Annotated in this window: 13 protein-coding genes; 8 read left to right on the plus strand and 5 right to left on the minus strand. The window is 55.7% G+C overall.

The window, feature by feature from the left end:
• The coding region (locus VI215_13720; GenBank protein ID HEY6193375.1) for a hypothetical protein at nt 1-2,681 on the minus strand (2,681 nt) is incomplete at its 3' end.
• A gap of 346 nt (nt 2,682-3,027) precedes the next feature.
• Nucleotides 3,028-3,669 carry a hypothetical protein gene (locus tag VI215_13725; protein HEY6193376.1) on the minus strand — a complete coding sequence of 214 codons (642 nt, stop codon included), beginning with the start codon at nt 3,667-3,669 and terminating at the stop codon, nt 3,028-3,030.
• Nucleotides 3,670-4,385: 716 nt separating this feature from the next.
• Between VI215_13725 and VI215_13730 the strand changes: the two genes are divergently transcribed.
• Complete coding sequence (locus tag VI215_13730) at nt 4,386-6,035, plus strand: alkaline phosphatase family protein (protein HEY6193377.1); 1,650 nt, start codon at nt 4,386-4,388, stop codon at nt 6,033-6,035.
• A 3-nt stretch (nt 6,036-6,038) separates the two neighbouring features.
• Here the strand turns inward: VI215_13730 and VI215_13735 are convergent, their stop codons facing one another.
• Both VI215_13735 and VI215_13740 read right to left on the minus strand, forming a co-directional pair.
• The gene (locus VI215_13735; GenBank protein HEY6193378.1) at nt 6,039-7,139 is read right to left on the minus strand and encodes a VWA domain-containing protein; all 1,101 of its coding nucleotides are present in this window, start codon (nt 7,137-7,139) and stop codon (nt 6,039-6,041) included.
• 4 nt (nt 7,140-7,143) lie between these two features.
• A complete protein-coding gene (locus VI215_13740) occupies nt 7,144-8,655 on the minus strand; it encodes a magnesium chelatase (GenBank protein ID HEY6193379.1) in 1,512 nt (503 codons plus the stop codon).
• A 312-nt stretch (nt 8,656-8,967) separates the two neighbouring features.
• On the opposite strand from VI215_13740, the gene VI215_13745 reads away from it, so the two are divergent.
• From VI215_13745 to pyk, 7 genes are all read left to right on the plus strand, one after another.
• On the plus strand, nt 8,968-9,453 hold the full coding sequence (locus VI215_13745; protein HEY6193380.1) for an SRPBCC domain-containing protein: 486 nt from the start codon (nt 8,968-8,970) through the stop codon (nt 9,451-9,453).
• Nucleotides 9,454-9,822: 369 nt separating this feature from the next.
• The gene (locus tag VI215_13750; protein ID HEY6193381.1) at nt 9,823-10,590 is read left to right on the plus strand and encodes a hypothetical protein; all 768 of its coding nucleotides are present in this window, start codon (nt 9,823-9,825) and stop codon (nt 10,588-10,590) included.
• Between the two features lie 272 nt (nt 10,591-10,862).
• Nucleotides 10,863-11,768 (plus strand): hypothetical protein, encoded by a 906-nt coding sequence (locus tag VI215_13755; GenBank protein ID HEY6193382.1) that lies wholly within the window; start codon nt 10,863-10,865, stop codon nt 11,766-11,768.
• Nucleotides 11,769-11,865: 97 nt separating this feature from the next.
• A complete protein-coding gene (locus VI215_13760; GenBank protein HEY6193383.1) occupies nt 11,866-13,305 on the plus strand; it encodes an outer membrane protein transport protein in 1,440 nt (479 codons plus the stop codon).
• Between the two features lie 290 nt (nt 13,306-13,595).
• Entirely contained in the window at nt 13,596-16,085 is a 2,490-nt protein-coding gene (locus tag VI215_13765) for a penicillin acylase family protein (protein HEY6193384.1), read from the plus strand.
• Between the two features lie 40 nt (nt 16,086-16,125).
• Nucleotides 16,126-16,866: an NAD-dependent deacylase gene (locus tag VI215_13770; GenBank protein ID HEY6193385.1), complete on the plus strand. Its 741-nt coding sequence runs from the start codon at nt 16,126-16,128 to the stop codon at nt 16,864-16,866.
• Entirely contained in the window at nt 16,863-18,302 is a 1,440-nt protein-coding gene (gene pyk / locus VI215_13775; GenBank protein ID HEY6193386.1) for a pyruvate kinase, read from the plus strand. The genes VI215_13770 and pyk overlap by 4 nt, the downstream gene beginning before the upstream one ends.
• A gap of 169 nt (nt 18,303-18,471) precedes the next feature.
• Here pyk and VI215_13780 read toward each other — a convergent pair whose 3' ends face one another.
• Entirely contained in the window at nt 18,472-20,583 is a 2,112-nt protein-coding gene (locus VI215_13780; protein ID HEY6193387.1) for a T9SS type A sorting domain-containing protein, read from the minus strand.
• Nucleotides 20,584-20,788: the final 205 nt, after the last annotated feature.

Genomic DNA, 20,788 nt, shown 5'->3' on the forward strand with positions numbered 1-20,788 from the left:
AGAGCTATCGAGGGTTTGGAATAGGTGTCGTTCGTAGTATTGTCGGCGACGTGGAGGACCTGATTCATCTCCCATACGATCTGAGAAGCCTGTGGCGGCCAAGCTGCGTTGCTGTACGACCCATGGAGAAGACGGATGCCCCCACCTGTGCCCGCTTCCTCCCAGACAAGGTAGAAGTTGGGAACGGGTTTCGAAGCGGGGCCGAGCATCGCGATCGCTATTGCGGGATTCCGCGCACTCAGAACCGGAAACTTGCCCGACAAATCGATCGCCGACCAGCTATAACCCGCCGGAAATGCATTTCCGTTGAAGCAGCCGATACCGAACCCAAGCGAAAACGCATTTTTCCATGCTGCCACGAGGAAAGATGGACTCCCCGGTTTCGATCTCGAAACCGCCGCAACCGGAGTCGCGTGAATACTTGTATCTCCCCCGAATGTCGCGAGTGTCAGGAGAGGATAGAATGTGCCAGTGTTCCGATCATATCCATCGAGCAGGACTGAGTGCGTCGAAGAAGTCAAATCGACCCGCTCATATGCTACATACGGATTCGTGCCAAGTGAATCGAGAATGAGGGAGGGATGCCGTATCATAATCCCGGCCACAGGTGCGGCGCCCACAGGTTTCTCAAGATCCCAGGTGAGCGTCGGTGCAAAGTAATGGGTCAGGTAGGAGTTCCCAGCACTTTCGTACACCATATACAAGTCGGTCGCGCCCGACGATGAACTCGTCTTGACAAGTTTGTGTTGTGCGTTCGATGACGTTGCCGCAGACGTCGAAGATTGAAGATGAGGCTGGAGGCACACCGTTACTTCGTCCGAGTAGGAAGAATAACGAGACCCATTGTACGCCCGAACCCGGTAATAATACGTCTTGAACAGTTGAAGCGCCGGGTCTGAATCGAGATACTGGCTTTGGTTGGCACCCGTCGACCCTATCTCGGTGTACATTCCGCCCTCGACCCTTCGTTCGATCTTAAATCCGCTTTCATAGGCCGCCTGGTCGATGAAGGTTATCTGTATCGAGCTGCCCCCGGCCGGAATTGCCCGGACAGATGTCGGTCTCCCCAGGTAAGGATATCGCAAACTGCTATTCAACCAGGTCATCACCTTGGTCTTGCTCTCAGTCGTCAATTCCTCGTGCCTGTGGACTGTGAACTGGGTAAGCGTGTCGTCAAACCAGCTCTTTCCCGCGGCGAGGGATCCGTCCGTCGCCCGTACGTACCCATCGAGGTCGAGAGCGCTTTCCGTCGGAGTGTACTCCGGATTGAAGTTCACACGAAAGATCCAACCGCCCCCTGCGGTCAGAAAGACACCGCCGGGGCCGACACTGAGAAAGTCCTTAAATCCCTGAGTGCTCAGCGTTCTGAGATCGTTGGGAAATGTAGAACCGGGCCATAGATCGCGGGCTTGCGCGGAGATTCGCTCGGTATGTGTGATGACGGGAAAGGTGGCGATCGATAAAATGTTCACGTTCGCATACTCGTAGATGGTCGCGAGATCGTCGTGGGTGGTCAGGTTCGGATAGTCCACAGTCCGGTTACCGTTCGAGACCGTGAAGTTCATGCACCTGCGCGGATATCCGTTGGTGAAACCGAAGGGCTGCTCGGTATTATGGAGGCTTCGCAGATTTCGATAGAAGTCGCTATGGGCAGTCTGAGAGAGATCGTACACGTCTTCGTACAAGAGTTGTTTTGCCGCCGTTGACTGAAGCGTGATCTGCTGAGTTGCGTTCCCGTTATCCTTGAGAACCGATTGCAGTTTTGAATTCATGTGGCCGCCCTGCTGAGGAGCATCGAAGGAAATGAACGTGTTGACATAGTGCTCGACGTATTGGCCGGGATGGGCGAGCGAGTTGTCCTCAGCGTACGCGAGTCCCTCCCTGGCAACCACTCCTCCCATGCTTATTCCCACAACCTGAATCGCGGCCTCGGTGCTGCCGAGCAGCCGGTGCAAGAACTGGCAGGCGCCCAGAAAGACGTCTTTATTGAGCATCATGTCCGCTCCCCCGTCTGCCCAATCGAGGATGAATAGATCATAGCCCTGGCTCCGTGCGACATCTACGAGGTCGAATCCGAGCCCATAGCTGATCGCGGCGGTATTGCTGTTATCCGGGTCAAATCCTTCCACGGCCAGGACGGGTTTCGTCAACGCGTTATCGGTCCCAACCCAATAAAAAAGCTGATTGCCGCGGTCGTCATGGTAAACCAACGTCGGAAGCGGCACGACCGTGATGTCATATTGTTTCTGTCGCCGGTATGACTGTGAGCCATCGCTTGTGTACAGCTCGATCTCGAAGGTAATGGTATATCGCCCAGATGTCGAATAGGTCTTCGTCACAGTCGCGAAAGCATTCTCGGTCTGATCCTGAAACCAATCACTCCAGATTACTCCGTTCGACGCGTCCAGATCGGCGTCCCACCGGATGCGCATGAAGAGGTTCGCGGCCGTCCAGGGGTAATCCCGATTGTAGAATTTGAAGGTAGCCACCCGGCCCGCATACACACCCCTCGTCGATGGGACATAGTTGTTGATATCGAGATGAGTGATCGGGAGATTCATCTTGAACGCTATGACGTTGGATGGCGCGAATGGAATAGGTGTGGGATCGAAATTCTGGGCAGAGATCCGGGTTGCAGTGAACGAACTCAATATCATGAATACACAAAGAATGTGTCTCATGGCCTCCTCCTATTGAGATGAATGAAATGATTCCTGGGTTACTGTCCGGAGTTAATGGTCAAAAAGTGTTGGTGTTTTCGCGCTAAGTTGTTAAAAGATTTAAGGTTGCTGGGATTATAGTTGAACGTTTTCAGACAGATGTTTTTTCTCGTTCCCACGTCTCGCACCGCAACGCGGTGCGAGACGGTAGCCGCAGCCTTTAGGCTGCGGTCTTTTCTCTCGTTCCCACGCTCTGCGTGGGAACGCATACCGCGGCGCTCTGCGCCGCAACCCGGTGCGAGACGATAGCCGCAGCTTTCCCCTCCGCTCGTCATCCCGACATGTTTTAGGTCGGGATCTTTATTCTTTACTTCCTGGTGATGACGCGTCTTCTTAAGCTGTTGGTGTTGATATCATACGTAAACAGGTGCACAGTCCTATTCCCATCGTCGCTTGCCATGAAAACCAGCCGTTGCGAATCAGGCGACCAGGCATAGCTGAAGAGATGGACTGCAAGCCCGGTGGTTAGCCTTCGCATTCCACTGCCGTCACGGTTTAACAGATACAAGTCGCTGTATGGGTTTCCCTTGGGGAACAGAAGGTACTCCCCGTCCGGCGACCACTGCGCGAGGTTGAAATAGTCTCCCGGGTAAAGATAGTGGAAGGACGATGGCTCCGCCGGCAGCGTCGTCGTGTCAAGATCGAGCGCGTAGACTCCGGCGTCCGACTCCCCACCCAATCCCCACGCGAAGAAGATCTCATTTCGAATCGGGGAAACGCGCACGGTATTACTTGCCGTCCGCGTTGTGTCGAGCGGAACCAGATCCGATCCGTCAACATTCATTAGCCAGACCTTTCCACCATAGTCCGTTTGGATGCGACCCGAGGAGAAGGCAATCCGTCCGCCCGAGGAGAGATACGACGCATCACGAATACCATAGCCGCTCGAGCGCGTCAACATCCTCAACTCTCCGGTCTGTACGTCCGCCCTTGCGATCTGGTAGTTCACGGCGCCAGAGTCTTCAACCCCTCCATCGAAAATCAAAAAGCGGCTGTCCGGTGACCACCGGACATTCCCCCAATTTCCGCCGGAAGGCGTGAGATCTCGCGCGTTTGTACCATCAGTTCTCATCACCCAAACATGCGCATGGGAAAAAATGCGCCCCACCTCTGCAGCCAGGTAGGCGATCATCTTCCCATCTGGTGAAAGGGCGGGGCTATCCTTTTGGAGAGTATCATTCGAAAGCTCTCGGGCAACGCCTCCACCCGAGTCGATCTCGAAAAAGCTATCTCCATCCCTGCCGAATATGTGACCGAGTCCGATAATCTTCGATCCATCCTTAGACCAAAACGGAGTTCGAATGCCAAAGACCGAGTCCTCAGCGGGCGGAGGGAAGACGACAGAGGTCCCATCTCTGTTGCAATAGAAGGAAATTGCGGTAAGGAGAAGCCCGGCCAAAGCAAGAGCTCCATTGGGGGTGTAATGCATGCTGTCACATGGATGAGATTGTGAAGCGGGGGCAAATCAAAAGCGGGGCTGATGAAGAAGCCGGGGGCGGGCCATCGGATCTTTCCGATCGGGCTCTATTTACGATTCTTTCATCGCATTGTCAAGAGAAATTTTCGGGAGCAGATAAAAATCTGATTCATCGTGTCTGGTGTCATCTCCTCTTTGTAATCCCCCCGATTATTCGTATCTTGGCAAACAGCTTAGACAAAATCCTCATGAGAATAAGTTTCCTCGCGCTCCTTCTTCATAGTATAGTTTCGCTCAGTCTCTCCGCTCCTTCGCCGAAACCAGCACCGCATCCCAGGCTTGCCGTTGTCATCTCGCTTGACCAATTTCCGTACGAGTACCTTCCCCGATTCCAGCCCTACTTTTCGGAGAACGGGATCAATTATCTCCTGAGCCACGGCGCCGACTTCACGAACGCACGCTACGAGCACGCCGCAACCAAGACGGCCCCGGGACACGCATCATTTATGACCGGCGCATACGCTCACATCAACGGAATCACATCCAACAACTGGTACGATCGCCGCTCGAAGAAGAGGGTCAATGCAGTCGAAGATGGGACGGTTCAGCTTTTCGGGGGCAGCGCAATCGGACGGTCGCCCAAAAACCTGTTGACTTCGACGTTTGGCGATATGCTGAGATTGAGCACAAATTTTCGCTCAAAAGTGATCTCCTTCTCGAACAAGGACCGGAGCGCCATTCTGATGGGGGGCAAGTTCGGGAAGGCGTTCTGGTTCGAAGGCCCGGTCGTCGCCACCTCCAACTATTACTACACGGCAGTGCCGGAATGGCTAAAAACCTTCAATGCCTCGGGGTCGATGGAGCGCTTCATGGGGCAAACGTGGAGCGAGTCCCAGCCGGCGATCGCTGCAAAGATCTGCGACCGCGATGACGCGCCCTACGAGGACAACGTCCTGGGGTTCGGAAAGTCTTTTCCACACCTGCTTCCCGGAAAACTACAGGGAAAGGCCAATCCTGCCTACTACGATCTACTCACCTTCACCCCCTATGCCACCGAAGTCCTTCTCGACGCGGCGCGCAAGGGGTTTGTTGCCGAGTCGCTGGGGACGCGCGGTGTAACCGATTTGATCTGCATCGGAATATCGGCGACCGACGAGCTTGGCCACGTGTTCGGGCCTGCGAGCCATGAGGTATTCGACGATGCCCTCCGGACCGATTCCATGCTTGCCTCTTTTCTCGCGTTCCTCGATCAACAGGTCGGTCTCGCCAACTGCGTTATCGTTCTGACAAGCGATCATGGAATTTCGCACATCCCGGAATACATCAGGAGTAAAAGCCCCCGCTTCGAGGCGGGAAGAGTCGGATTGGCCGAAATGACCCGGCAGGCCTCCAGAGCTCTTGATGCGGCGTTTGCGAAGGATGCGACGGGGACGAAATGGGTCGAGCAGATCATCGATTCCGAGATCTATCTCGACCGCGAGGTCTTGAGGCAGAAGAATGTCACGCTCGGCGCGGCGGTGCAGGTTTTGAAGGACTCGCTCTCCACACTTCCGGTCTTCGCGTCAGTCTATACGCGCGACGAGATCGAGCACTCGGGTGCATTGGACCGGTTCGGATTGATGGTGCGGAACTCTTACCGTGCCGATCGAAGCGGGGATGTGATCTGCGTTTTGAAGCCCTTCTATCTTAACGGAGGCGATACGGTCGGAACGAGCCACGGACAACCGGAAGAGTACGACACGCACGTTCCTCTGATTTTCTGCGGGACGATGTTTAAGCAGGGAAAGTACAGGCAGGAGGTGAGCCCGATCGACCTAGCCCCGACGATGTCGGAAGCGCTGCAAATAGAGTACCCGCCGAGCAGGGAGGGAAGAGTGCTCTACGAGGCGATCAGGTAGAAACTAGGAAGCGCCGAATTTCTTCCGCCGGTTGCGGATGTAATCTACGAAGATGAACTGTCCGAGATTCTGCAGCTGCGAGTAGTACGCCCTCCCGTGGTTCGCTTTTGTAAGCTCCTCGATAAAATTAATCAGATACGGATCCCGTGCGACCATGAAGGTGCTGATGGTGATCCGTTCCCGCCGGCAGGCCACCGCTTCATCCAGCGTCTTATTGACGATCCTGGGATCAAGCCCGAACGAGTTCTTGTAGAGGCGGTGGTTTTCGTCGAAGATGGCGGAGGGTTTTCCGTCCGTCACCATGAAAATCTGTTTGTTCACAGTCTTCCGCCGCCTGAGAAGATCCCGCGCCAGCTGTAACCCGGCGCGCGTATTTGTGTGGTACGGACCTACGTTCAGGAACGGCAACTCGTTGAGGCTCATCAGTTTCGCGTCGTCTCCGAAGACAACCAGCGCAAGATAATCCTTCGGGTATTTCTGCGCTATCAGTTCAGAAAGGGCCAGCGCCACCTGCTTCGCCGGTGTGATGCGGTCCTCGCCGTAGAGGATCATGCTGTGGCTGATGTCGAGCATCAGAACGGTGGCGCAGGAAGTGAGGTGCTCCGTTTCGTACACCTCCAGATCTTCCTCCTTCAGCGAAAATTCCTCGATGCCGCCCCGCTTGAACGCGTTTGTCAGCGTCGATGTGAGATCGATGTTCGTGGGGGCATCGCCGATCGTCCATTTCTTCGTTTCACCAAGCCGGTCGATCCCTGTCCCGGTTTGGGGCTGCTCATGGTATCCCACCGAGCCCTTTCGGAGCGAGGTGAATATTTCCCGGAGAGCGTCCTGCCTGATCCGCTGCACCCCCTTCGTCGTGAGCTTCAGCATCTCGTCCGCCTCTTCGATGATCCCCATCTCCTTCAGCTTCTCGATGAGATCTTCGATGGTCAGGTTCTCGTCGAAGATGCCGTACTCCTGCGCGAGCTGGCGGAGCCATTCGATCGCTTCTTCCACGTCGCCGCTGGTTTGAATCAGGAGATAGCTGAAGAGAGAGGCGAGAGTCTCGAGCCTCTGCTCGTCCGTCATCGAACCGGGAACCCATTTCGTGTAGCGGAACCGCATGGGATCAGTCGTCCTCTTCCACTTTTCCGCGGCCGGTAAAGATGCTGCCGACCAAATCCTTGTACTCGATCGTATGGTCGATTTCTTCCTTGGCGATCTTCGAGAACTGGTGCAGGCCGTCGAGGGCAAACTCCATCGCTGAGGCCAGCTCGTACACGTCGCTGTTCGAAATGTGCATGTGTCTTGTGGTCAGCTCCCGCAGCCCCTTCACCTTGTCGAGTTCCGCGAAGTATTCCGCCACGCGCATGTCATCCGCGATCTCGATCTTGTTTCCCGACTCGAACCAGCCGATGATCTTCCCATATTCGGCATCTTCCGACACATGGCGCGACTCTGCGACGTTCGAGCGTTGTTGCTTTCGCTGCAAGGGATCAGGGAAATACTTCTTGAACACGTCCCGGACCGCTTTGCCGATGAGAGCTTTCCCGACTTTGGTGGGGCCCTCCTGCTCTCCCTCGAATACGAGTTCGATTTTTCCGGTCATGCCGGGAAGCACATGCGGAAGATCGCAGATCCTCGGGACGATGCAATCGTCCTCCGTCAGAATCGTCCGCCTTTCGGCGTTGCTCACGAGGTTCTCCATCGACGCGATCGTGAGGCGCGCGCTCACGCCCGATTTCTGATCGACAAATTCGCTCTTGCGGGCCTCGAACCCGATCTGCTCGACGATCTCCTTGAAATATGCCGGGATCACGGTGCGCCGGCCGTTTCGTTTCACCCAGGCTTCCTGCTCGGTGATCCGGATCGAGTCTTCGATGGTGCGCGGATAGTGTGTGAAGATCTGTGAATCGATACGGTCCTTCAAAGGCGTGATGATATTGCCTCTGTTCGTGTAATCCTCTGGGTTCGCAGTGAACACAATCAGGATGTCAAGAGGTATCCGCACGTTGAAGCCGCGGATCTGGATATCCTTTTCCTCCATGATGTTGAATAAACCCACCTGGATGCGGGGCTGCAGGTCCGGCAGTTCGTTGATCGCAAAGATGCCGCGGTTCGTCCTGGGGATGATGCCGAAATGGATCGCCCCCTCATGTGAATAGTGCAATCGTTGGGTGGCCGCTTTGATCGGATCGATGTCCCCGATCAGGTCGGCAATCGTAACGTCGGGTGTGGCGAGCTTTTCGCCCAGCCGCGCGTCCCGGTGAACCCACTCGACTTTGACTGCGTCGCCGCATTCCAGCACGAGGTCATTGCAGCGCTTGCAGACCGGCTTGAACGGGCTGTCGTTGATCTCGCACCCGTCGATAATCGGGATGTACTCGTCGAGGAGGCTCGGCAGGTGGCGGACAATGCGGGATTTTGCCTGTCCGCGCAGCCCGAGGAGCATGATGTCGTGCTTCGCAAGAATCGCGTTAACGATCGCGGGAATGACGGTTTTTTCGAATCCGATGATCGCAGGGAAGAGCGGCTCCTTGCGCTGGATCTTTCCGATCAGGTTCTTCCGGATCTCATCCTTGACGGATTGGACGCGGTATCCCGATTTTCTCAGCTCACCGATTGTCTGGGGTTGGTTCATGTGGGCGCCTATCTGAGGATAATTCGACAAGACTCCAAGTTCTTAGTTAGAACATTTGCGCTTGTCATTTTGTTACAATCTATAATAGAAATGTAGATTCTTTTTGAGATAAATGCAACGACCTGCAACCGATGGTGGTGTCACATTTATTCCCTATGGATCATCCGGCATTTTTTGTAGGGGCGGGGCATGCCCCGCCCGGACCGACAGATCATACTGATATCCACCTCGGCAAACCGGAACCCCTGGATGTTCACTCGCGTTTAATTGGGAGGGCAAACAAGGATCCTCACTAATATAAGGAGAGATGGTATGGACGGCCAACCAATCGTGGTAGAACGAACATACGATGCGCCGGTCTCGAAGGTTTGGAAGGCATTGACCGACAAGGGAGAAATGAAGAAATGGTATTTCGACCTTCGGGATTTCAAGCCAAAGGTGGGATTCAAGTTCGAGTTCCTCAGCGGGCCGAGCCCGGGCAAGCAGTACCTGCATAAGTGTGAGATAACGGAGGTAATTCCGGAGAAGAAGCTCACACATAGCTGGCGTTACGATGGTCAGCCCGGAAATTCGGTCCTTTCCTACGAGCTGACGAAGCAGGGAGAGAAAACACTGCTGAAGCTGACTCACAGAGGGGTCGAGACGTTCCCACCGGACAATCCGGACTTTGCGAGAAAGAATTTCGAAGAGGGGTGGAACCAGTTTATCAACACCTCTTTGAAGAATTACCTGGAGCCCGGAACTCGTCCGAAGACACAACCGCAATCGCAACAGCAGAAACACACGCAGATGAACTAAGCGGGACGCGCCGCCCTCTCAAGCAAGGCGATTCGTCTCCATGATCAACCAGAGGCGGGCAAGCCTGGTTCTAACGAACCGCTCGTCCGCCTTTATTTTTTCCCTCCCAGCACCCTCTCGTCATGCTGACATGCTCTTTTCTCGTTCCCACGCTCTGCGTGGGAACGCATATTTCGGCCGCTCCGCGGCCGCGCCTGAATATGCATTCCGGGCGATGCAACACAGGACAATGCCCTAGGGCTCGGTAGCCGCAGCCTTTAGGCTGCGGTCTTTTTCTGGGTCCCATGCTCTGCCCCGTTTTGTTGAGATTCCCCTATTCGTTATATTCGGACCATGAAAACGAACAGACGAATCGTGAGGGGCCGTTTTATGACAGCGGCGATGCTGACCTGTCTCTTGCTCGCAAAGGTCGACGGTCCCGCTCTTGCCCAAGGCTCTGCAGGATCCGATGCCAAACTCGAACCCCGCTACCTCATCGACGTCCCCACCGCAGGAATCCTGGCTCACGGCGAAATTGCTCTGGACATGGATTTCTTCCAGAACGGGGGATTGCTCACCGGTCTTTCGGTCGGACTATTCAACCGCGTGATGCTCGGCTTATCGTACGGCGGTGAGAGCCTGATCGGTACTGACGCGGCGAACTGGAACAAGTCACCCGGCTTCGCGATCAAAGTGCGCGTCATCGAAGAAACCGAGTTCATTCCCGCGATCGCGCTCGGATTCGATTCCCAGGGAAAGGACTTCTATGTCGATCGCTACGACCGGTATTCGATCAAATCAATGGGTCTCTATGGTGTCCTGAGCAAGAACTACGAAGCGTGGGGCGATCTAAGCCTCCACGGCGGAGTGAACTACAGTTTTGAACGGGACGACGGAGACGACGACCCGAACCTCTTCGTCGGACTCGATAAATCGATCGGCCCGGTGGCCGATCTGTTGGCGGAGTACAATCTCGGTTGGAATGACAGCAACCATGACGCCCTGGGAAGAGGAAGGGGCTATCTCGATTTCGGAATCCGCACTTCGCTGGGAGGAGGATTGACGATCGGGTTCAACTTGAAGGATGTTCTGAGGAATCAGCAGGATGTCTCGATCGGTACCCGCACCGTGAAAATCGAGTACATTAAGGATCTCTAATGTACTTAAATTTCAACAGTTAGCCAGAATCTGTCTTATTCGGCATACATTCCCGTGAGGGGTGGAACGAACACCCTCAAAATTGTTGTTTTTAGGTTAGGATGTGACTAAATTTACTTGAAAACCCTCGCGATTCTGGCACTAATATTGCAGCCCTCCTGAGGAGAATTAATAGAAAGTTGAGGCTAATTATGACGAAACAAGTAAGACTTTTGGGATGCTTGGCTGCACTTGGATTGTTCCTTGTCCTTTTCCCGGGCTGCTACACTCAGATGGCGTCAACACGGGGAGACGATGAGCGCGGTGAAGACCACGGATATCAGTCTCAGGGGCAGTATCAGGATAGCAGCTACGCCGAACAGAATGATCGGCGCGATACCGATGATTACTACGGATACGACGATCAATGGCATAACCGCGGGTACGTAGGGTTTGCGTACTACTATCCGCCTTCCTACTGCTGGCCTTCGTATGCGTTTAACGCAGCGTACTACGATCCATGGGCTTTCAATTTTGGATTCAGCTACGGCTACGGCGGCGGCTTCTACACACCGTATCCCTATGCGTATGCCGGATACTACTCTCCCTACTATCCTTACGGCTACTACCCCAACGCTTATTACAAGTACAGCTATGCCTCAAATCCTTATCACCGGGGCGTTCGATCCTTCGGCGATACACGCGGTGTGAGCGGTGGCGGACGCGGTGTGACGACAAGCCCCAACGGGTACGTCGCTCCGCCGGTTGTTAACACCGATCGCGGAGGATACAATTTCCCGACGGGTGCGCGACTGAATCCCACCGGCACTCCCGCATCGCACGGCTCCACGCCATCGACGGTCAACCCGCGCTCCACATCCCCACAGAGAAGCGCTTCGGTGCGCGGCAGCTCCAAGTCGGCAAACGGCCGGTCTGGTCCTGCAGTCCGGGGATGGGGTGGTCGGCGTGGTGTAGTGCAAACGGACCCCCGAAGAGAAACACCATCAACAAAGCCCGCGGGTCGCGGAACACAGCAGGCAGCTCCATCCACACCGAGGAGCAATGGCGGTGGACGTGAATCCGGAGTCCAGCGCGGCAACAGCACACCGGCTCCCCGCCCGCAGGCGCCGAGCACACCTCCCTCCGGCGGTGGCCGGAGCGGCGGAAGCGGCAGACATGATGGCAGCGGCCGCCGTTAAGTAGGTATGTCATCCTGAGGGAGCATAGCGACCGAAGGATCTTCCACGTCGATTTGCTCAATATAAAGCACTCGAACTTTCTTCTACTAATGGGGCTATGAAAAAGACTATCTCGATATCTACACTCCTCATCATCTGCACGCTTTGTTTATCTCTCAAGACATACTCCCAGTTTCCCGAAGATGTTCTGCGCCTCTCGACGCCGGGGTTCGGAGTCGGGGCGAGGTCGATCGGCCTGGGAATGGCCTACACGGGAGTCGCGAATGATTTTTCCGCGGCTTACTACAACCCGGCCGGGCTCGCTCAGCTTCGGATGAACGAAGTGTCGGTCGGTTTGCAGAACGTTTCGTTCGGAAACACCGGCTCGTTCTTCACGAACGACCAGTCGCTGACCAACAGCGGAACCAACCTTAACAGCCTCGGCCTCGTCTACGCGGTGCCGACTAAGAAGGGGAGTTTTGTCCTCGCGATCGGCTATAACAGGCAATCCGATTTTACCACCGGATTGTCGTTCGCGGGTTTCAATCCCAACAGCAGCATCGTTCAGTCATTCGCTCCCGACGGAGGGTTGACTCCCAATCCGTCAGGCAATCTTGCCTACGAGCTCTATCTTGCGAACGCCGATTCGATCGGTCCCAACACGTACAGGTGGGACAGCAAGATCACGGACAACGTGACGCAGAGCGGAAAGGTGCTTGAAAGCGGCGGACTGAATCACGTCTCGTTCTCCGGCGCAGTCGAGACGGCAAAGGATCTCTACCTCGGTCTCACGGTGAATATCCTCTCCGGTTCATACAACTACCAGAGGAATTACTACGAAGATGATTTGAGAAATATCTACACGACTTCGCCGTTCGACTTGAGATCGCTTTCGTTGCTGGAGACTGTGGAGAGCGACTTGAGCGGCTTCAACGCGAACCTGGGGTTCCTCTACAAGTTCGGAGAGAACAGCCGCGTCGGTATCTCGGTGAAAACCCCGTCGTGGATAACTGTGTCGGAAGTCTATTCGCAATCGGGGTCAAGCGATTTCGACAATAACGACCATTTCGAGTATGTCGTTGCCGACCGGGTGCATAATGAGTATGATGTGACGACGCCCTTTGTCTTCTCAGCCGGACTCTCGTACGGGATCCGGAACGTGATGCTCACGGCCGATCTCGACTACACTGATTGGACCCAGATGGAATTCCGGAATGCGAATTCCACCCTTCTGAGTTACAATACGCAGATTAAGGAGGAGTTTCAGCCGACGGCGGACATTCACATCGGCGCTGAATTTGAACCGATCGCCGGTTCGCTTCAACTCCGCGGCGGATTCGCCTATCTGAGGTCCCCGTATCAGAACGATCCCGCGAACTTCGACAAGAAGTATATCACGGCAGGAGCGGGATTCCTTGTGGCGGACGCCATCGCCATCGATCTCGCCTTCGCGCACGGGTACTGGAAGAACTTCCGCGTGAACTATGATGCGACCTCGCGGGTGGATGAAGATATTACGACCAACAATTTGATCGGAACAGTCTCGTACCGGTTCTGACGGCTTCAGCGTCATCCCATTACTCAGATCGTCATCCCGACATGCTTTAGGTCGGGATCTTAATTCTTATCCTTTGCAATAGATTCGCGAATCGAGTATATTAATCCCGCCCCTTTGCCGGACAACCGGTGTGAGGGCGGGATTTTTATTTATCCCTCTCCGCAAATCATCATAGCCGACATCCTGGCATACCACCCGCCCTGTCATCCTGAGCACATTCGCTCCTTCCATTGTCATCCTGAGCGAAGCGAAGGATCTCTCCCCTCAATCCCAATCAGGAGCATCGTCAGTTGAGCCAGGCAGCAAAAATCGCCGCCGGCATCGGAGCGGTCGTGCTGATCACGCTGATCGCCGCTGTCTTCTTTCTCCGCCACCTCGTCGTCAAGTCATTTCCCCAGACCGATGGAAACATCAACGTTCCAGGGCTTCACTCCGCCGCGGACGTCTATCGCGACGACTATGGAATTCCGCATATCAAGGCGCAGGATGACCACGACCTGATGTTTACGGTCGGATACGTCCACGCACAGGACCGGCTCTGGCAGATGGACCTGATGAGGCGCGCGGGGGAAGGGCGGCTTTCTGAGATCTTTGGCCCCAAGACACTGGAGTATGACGAGCTGTTCAGAACGCTCAACCTTGCAGGAGTTTCCGATAAACTGATGGAAAAGCTCCACCCGGATGCGTGGGGAATGCTCCAGGCGTATGCCGACGGAGTCAACGCATTCATTGACACGCACGCCGGAAAATTCCCGATCGAGTTCGACATGCTCCGTTACCGGCCGGAGCATTGGGATGTCCGGCACAGCCTTCTGATCGGTAGACTGATCGCATGGGATCTCAATCTTGCCTGGTGGACTGACCTGACATACGGAGAGATTGCCGCGAAGGTCCCTCAGGATAAACTTGATCAGATCATCCCGACGTATCCCGATAGTATTCCGACGACCGTTCACGGTTCCGGCAAAAAAGGAGTCGCGGCGGAACACCGCCTCGAAACGCCTTCCTTGTCGACAGCGATTTCCCTAAGAGACGTTCAGGATTTCCAGGATTTCATGGCAATCGGCAGATCCTACCGGGAATACTTCGGCCTGGGCCCGCTGGGAGGCGGAAGCAACGGCTGGGTCGTCAATGGATCGAAGTCGGTGAGCGGCAAACCGCTCCTGGCCAACGATCCGCACCTTGCCATGCCGGCCCCCTCCCGCTGGTATGAGCTCCACCTCTCCGCCCCGGGATGGAACGTGTCGGGTGTTTCGCTTCCCGGAGCGCCGGTGGTCGTGATCGGGCATAACGATCACATCTCCTGGGGGTTGACAAACGCGATGATCGATGACGCCGACTTCTATGTCGAGCGCCTTGACACCACAAAACACGGCGAGGCGTATTTCTTTGAGAAATCGTCGATCCCGTTCGACCAGCGCGATGAGACGATTCGGATCGGAAGCTCGGATAGTATGACCATCAAAGTGCGCTCGAGCCGGCATGGGCCGATCGTGAACGATGTCCATCCGATGCATAAACACAATGATCAGGACACGCTCTATCACCGCGCACCTCTGGCGATGCGATGGACGGGCCTCGAGGTGAGCGATGAGATGTACGGGTTCTATTTGATGGATCGCGCTTCGAACCGGACAGAATTCGAGCGAGGGTTGCGCGAAATTGCCGTCCCCGGGCAGTCTGTTGTCTACGCGGACGTGGAGGGAAACATCGGGTACTGGACGACCGGACATATCCCTATCAGGGGTAATCAGAATGCGATGCTGCCCCTCCCCGGCTGGACGGGGGATGCCGAATGGAAAGGATATGTGCCGTTCGATGATCTTCCCCGGACGTTCAATCCACCCGAGGGGATGATCGCGTGCGCCAATCAGAAAATCGCCGATAAATCGTTCCCGCATTACATCTCGACTCTCTGGGAGCCTCCTTCGAGGATCCAGCGGATCCTGCAGCTCCTCGGCTCGGCGGACAAGTTCACCCCAGAAGATTTTAAACAGTTCCAGCATGACGAGGTTTCTCTCTATGCGAGGGACCTCACCGGACACATCCTCCATGCGTATGACAGCGTGAAGGTCGAAGATCCCGATGTCGCGAGCGCGCTGGCATACCTGAGGAACTGGGATTACAAGTTCGCCCAGTCGGATGTCGTCACCGCCATATTCAATTCATTCTTCGTTCACCTGATTCATAACACGTACGAAGATGAAATGGGGCCGGGTCTGTTCCGCGACTTTGTGTTTTTTGACGCAATTCCGTATCGTGTTACGAGCCAGCTCCTCGCGCGGGACAGCTCCTCGTGGTTCGATGATGTCCGTACGCCGGAGCACGAGACGAAGAATGAGATAGTACGGAAGAGCCTCGCCGACGCGCTCGATGAATTGCGGCATTCACTCGGCAATGAAATGAAAACCTGGAGATGGGGGGTACTGCATACCGTGACGTTCTCGCATCCCATCGGATCGGTCAAGCCGCTCGATCGAATATTCAATATCGGTCCTTTTCCGATCGGAGGAGGGGCGACGACCGTGGGGAAGACAGAGTTTCGGCTCGCGACGCCGTATGCGGTGGCCGTAGGTCCGACTCTCCGGCAGGTGATCGACATGGCGGAACCGCTCGATGCGGACATGGTGATCACATCCGGTGAGTCCGGACAGCCGCTCCTTACACACTATAACGATCAGTCGCCGCTCTGGCTAACCGGCGGATACTACCGCGTGACGATGAACTGGAAGGAGATTCAGAAATCGCCCTGGGACCACCTGACGTTGAAACCTCAATGATTGCTCATTGTCATCCTGAGCGCAGCGAAGGATCTTCTTTATGATTTCCCCAAAACTTATAAACAAACTCCAATCTGCCGACTCAGTCGCTGTCTTCACCGGCGCGGGAATTTCCGCCGAAAGCGGAGTCCCGACCTTCCGGGGAGACGAAGGAATCTGGAAGAAATTCAAGCCGGAAGAGCTTGCGAATTTCGATGCCTTCATGAAGAACTCCGAGCTTGTCTGGGAGTGGTACAAAGCGCGCAAGAAGATCATCGCCTCGGTGCAGCCGAATCCCGGGCATGTGGCCCTTGCGGATATGGAGCAACGGTTCCGGAAGTTTTCCGTCATCACGCAGAATATCGACAACCTCCACCAGCGGGCTGGAAGCAAGCAGGTGTACGAGCTTCACGGAAATATCGAGCGAAATTACTGCGTCAGTTGCGGGAAGCTGTTCCCTGACGAACGGATCATGAGCGAACCGGCGGTGCCTCGATGCGGCTCCTGCGGAGGGCTTGTGCGGCCGGATGTCGTCTGGTTCGGAGAGATGTTGCCCGCCGATCAGTGGGATAAGAGTGTCGAGGCGGCCGAACGCGCGGAGCTCTTTCTCTCGATTGGAACATCCGCAGTCGTCTTTCCGGCGGCATCGCTCCCCGGGATTGCAAAGCTGGCGGGCGCGTACGTCGTGGAAATCAACCTGGAACGGACCGATCTCAGTCCGATCGCGGACGAGGTGATTCTCGGGCGTTCCGGTGATATCCTCCCGCAGCTTCTCCAACAATGCCCCCAGGAATCCGCATGATGCACAAGAGGTTGTTCGGGAAGACGAAGATCGTCTGTACCCTCGGGCCCGCATCCAACACTCCCCAGACGATCGGCGGGTTGATCAAGGCGGGGATGGACGTCGCGAGGCTAAACTTTTCGCACGGGACGTATTCGGAACATGTCCGGACTCTCCGGCTCATTCGCGCGGCGGCGAAAGCGGCAAGGGAGCCGGTCTGCATTATTCAGGACCTGCAGGGCCCGAAGATCCGCATCGGTGAATTGAAAACGGCGTCGGTCGAGCTGAAAACGGGAAGTACTTTGACCATCACGACCCGTCCTCTTGCCGGCGATGCGGAAACCCTCTCAACGACGTACCATCATCTTGCGAAAGACGTCAGGAAGGGGGACCGGATCCTTCTGGACGACGGGAAGCTTGAACTAAAAGTCCTCAGTTCCGGTGCGCACGAGGTACTCCTCCGGGTTATTACGGGAGGAGTGCTGACGGCGCACAAAGGAATTAATCTCCCGGGAATTGCAGTCTCAGTCCCATCGATGACCGAGAAGGATAAAGAGGATCTGGCGTTCGGATTCAAGCATGATTTCGATTATGTGGCGCTCTCGTTCGTGCGGCGTGCCCACGATATCGCAGAGTTGAGGGATTTCATCATAGAGAACGGGCCGAAGGGGAGGAAAATCCCAATCATCGCCAAGATCGAGAAGGCGGAGGCGATCCAGAACATGGACAACATTCTGAAGGAAACCGATGCGGTGATGGTTGCCCGCGGGGACCTCGGAGTCGAACTCCCTGCGGAGGATGTGCCGCTCCTGCAGAAGATGATCGTCCGGAAATGCAACGAACTGGGGAAGCCGGTGATCATCGCGACGCAGATGCTCGAGTCGATGATCAAGAGCCCCACGCCGACGCGCGCCGAGGCGAGCGACGTGGCAAACGCTGTCCTCGACGGAGCGGATGCTGTCATGCTCAGCGGGGAAACGTCAGTGGGCAAATATCCGATTCAGGCGGTCGAGGTGATGGACAGGATCATCCGGAAGACGGAGGACCAATCCGTCGATCATAAGGGGTTTGATCCGGAATGGATCCCGTCGATGCATGAGTATGACCCCCTCTGCCGGTCGGCGTGCATTCTCGCCGATCAGCTCAAAGCATCGACGATCGTCGCGTTGACGCACTCGGGCGCGACGGCTGGTCACGTCGCGAAGTTCAGGCCCTCATCACATATCATCGCCGTCACGGACCGGGAGAAGATCATGCGCCGTCTCAATCTTGTGTGGGGGATCCGGGGGTTGATCGTGGAAAACCTGAAGAAGGACACCGATGCGACATTCAAAAAGATTCAGGCGCAGCTTGTCGCAGAAGGCTACGTCGTGCGTGGGGAAATGATTGTAATGCTCGCTGGAATCCCGCTCTTCGAAGGCCATCCCACCAACGTGATCAAGGTAGACAAGGTGTAATCGTCATCCTTCTCACCAACTCGTCATCCTGACATGCTCCTGGTCAGGATCTTCATCCTGAGCGTAGCGAAGGATCTCCCCTCCTTCATCCACCCTCAATCGTCCTCCTGCCCCCCAAAACTCGTCATCCTGACATGCTCCTGGTCAGGGTCTTTATTCTTCGCTCTTCCTACCTCAGCAACATCATCTTCTTCACGCTCGTCCGCATCTCTCCCAGCGTACCGGTCTCCTCATCCAGGATGCTCTGCGCCTCCAGCCGGTAGAAATAAACCCCCGAAGGCAGACTCGCCGCGTTAAACTCGACCTCCTGTGATCCGTTATCCATCGTCTCCCCGTTCAGAAGCTTTGCCACCTCCTGCCCGAGCACATTGTAAATCTTTAGCGTGACGATCGACGGCTCAGGTAACGAAAACTCTATGGTCGTTTGTGGGTTGAAAGGATTCGGGTAATTCTGCCTCAGTTGAAACGCCTCCGGCACGCGAATATACGTCGTCGAGGGCCCATGACCGACTATGACCCTCGGCGTGTTCACCGGCGGTGTATGGAGATAGGGGACATCGCTCAGCGGCCTTACACCGGTGGTGACAACCTTCCGGTTACTCCAACTGATCGTGTCGAGTGGCCCCGCAAACGCCGCATTGATAAGCGAATCGACTTTATAGAACTCAGTCGAATCCTCCGTCCCGGCTACCGCTCCGTTGTCTCCAAGATACTTGTCCACGGAATCTGCGATCGCGCGAATCGTCAGTCCGTCAAACGGGCCGGTCACCAGCTTCACCGAACTGTTATCATAGATCAAATCTCCAAGCCCCTGCGGGAAGTCCCCCGAATCGCTCGCCGCAATATTGAGCTTGAGCGCCAGTTGTGCCCCAAAGAGACTGTTGTTGTGCTTGTCCGGCGGGAGGCTCTTTTGCTTCTTGGTGATCGGATCCCCCTTCTTATCGAACGTGTTGAGCGGATGCGGCGGGGCGATATGGTACAGGTCTCCTCCCTTTACTCCCTTCACCAGAGATTTGACGACATCCTTGAATTTCGGATGGTAGACGGTATGCGCGCCTTTGAGGTCGGCGTTCGTACCGACGGTAATGTCAACCGCCGTTTGCATGGTGCCGCCGTAGATGTCGAGGCCGACGTTTTGGAGATTCGGCATCGGGTAGCGCAGGATATTTGTTTTCATCGTGTCGCCGGCCGGCGCGTGCGCGTTCGGCAACGATCCGGAGAAGATCACCGACTTATCCGGGCGAACCCATTTGTACGCGACCGCGACAGGCTTCCCCTTCAAGCCCCGGCCTGAAAACTGAATCGTATCCCCCGGCAGAAGCCCCGCCTGACAACCGAAGTTGAAGTTTGCGGTCTGGTGCTTTGAATCATTCCACGTCATGTGGTAGCAGATCGGGAACTGCACTATCTTCCCGCCCGTAACGATCAGTGTTTCGATCGGCACGTTGAATTTCAGGTTGAGCATGGTGTCGGCGCTGTTCGTAAGGGGGATCACCGCCGCCCGAACGTTGAACACGAAATCGACCTTACTCGGCTTTCCCTTCACCGCCAGGCGCTTACCTTTCTGATCCTTCGCATCAGCCCAGTCCCGGTATGTTGCGGTCCTATACTTTGTAGTGTCTGCGGATAGCTCGGGGGCGGGGGTTCCGTTCGAGAAGATCCGGTCGCCGCCGTAAAAAGTGCCAAGACTGTTCTGAGCTACCCCTCGGAAATGGAGTCGTGAGTTCGCGGGAAGAGAGCTCGGATCAAACGAGTCAAAAATAGTGGCGCTGATTCCGCTGGAAATCGAATGAGGCGCGGTTGAACTTCCGTAACCGGTGGTCGGTCCGTACTCGAACCACGCGCTGGTCGTTCCCGGCGTAACGGCAAACCCGGTTCTTGGTGACGCCACCGCACCCGCGGGCGCATGCACGATCGCCTGTAGGCCGCCATTCGCCTCCGCATAAGTCGATACTACGGGAAGCGTCGGACCATGCAACGGCCCGCCAGCGATGATGTAGACCGAAAAGGATGCCAGAGGGGGAGTGAAGGGGTAGCTGGCCAAGGTGTAAGACGTCTGCGCCTTCATGTCGATGTCAAAGGCCGAGCCGTTGGCATCCGCCTTGAGGTGGACGGAGCCCCCATAATACGAGCTGAGATTTGGCCAGGAAAAGACCATCGGAAAAAGAGAGGCATCGGTTCCGTCAAGAGCGATTAAAACTCTGTAAGTGTCGATCTGCGCCGTGCTGACATACTGCCTGAGGTCCAGGATCACGTTTCCGGACTTGGTCGACAACAACATTAATCCCCCGCCGACAGGGAGTGGGGGGTACTCGGTTTCACCGAGCGTGGGGTCTATTCCTGCTGTCGCGCTTGGCGCAACGCCGACGTTCACTGCGTATGACCATAAACCGTTTTCCGCTAGAACGAGCGGAAAGTGAAAGGCAGTTGAATCGTGCGGGATCACCCCCGCGATGGCGCTCCCCGGTTGACCGGCGAGGAGAACG

It is taken from the genome of Bacteroidota bacterium (assembly GCA_036522515.1).
Lineage (GTDB): Bacteria > Bacteroidota > Ignavibacteria > UBA10030 > SZUA-254 > VBOC01.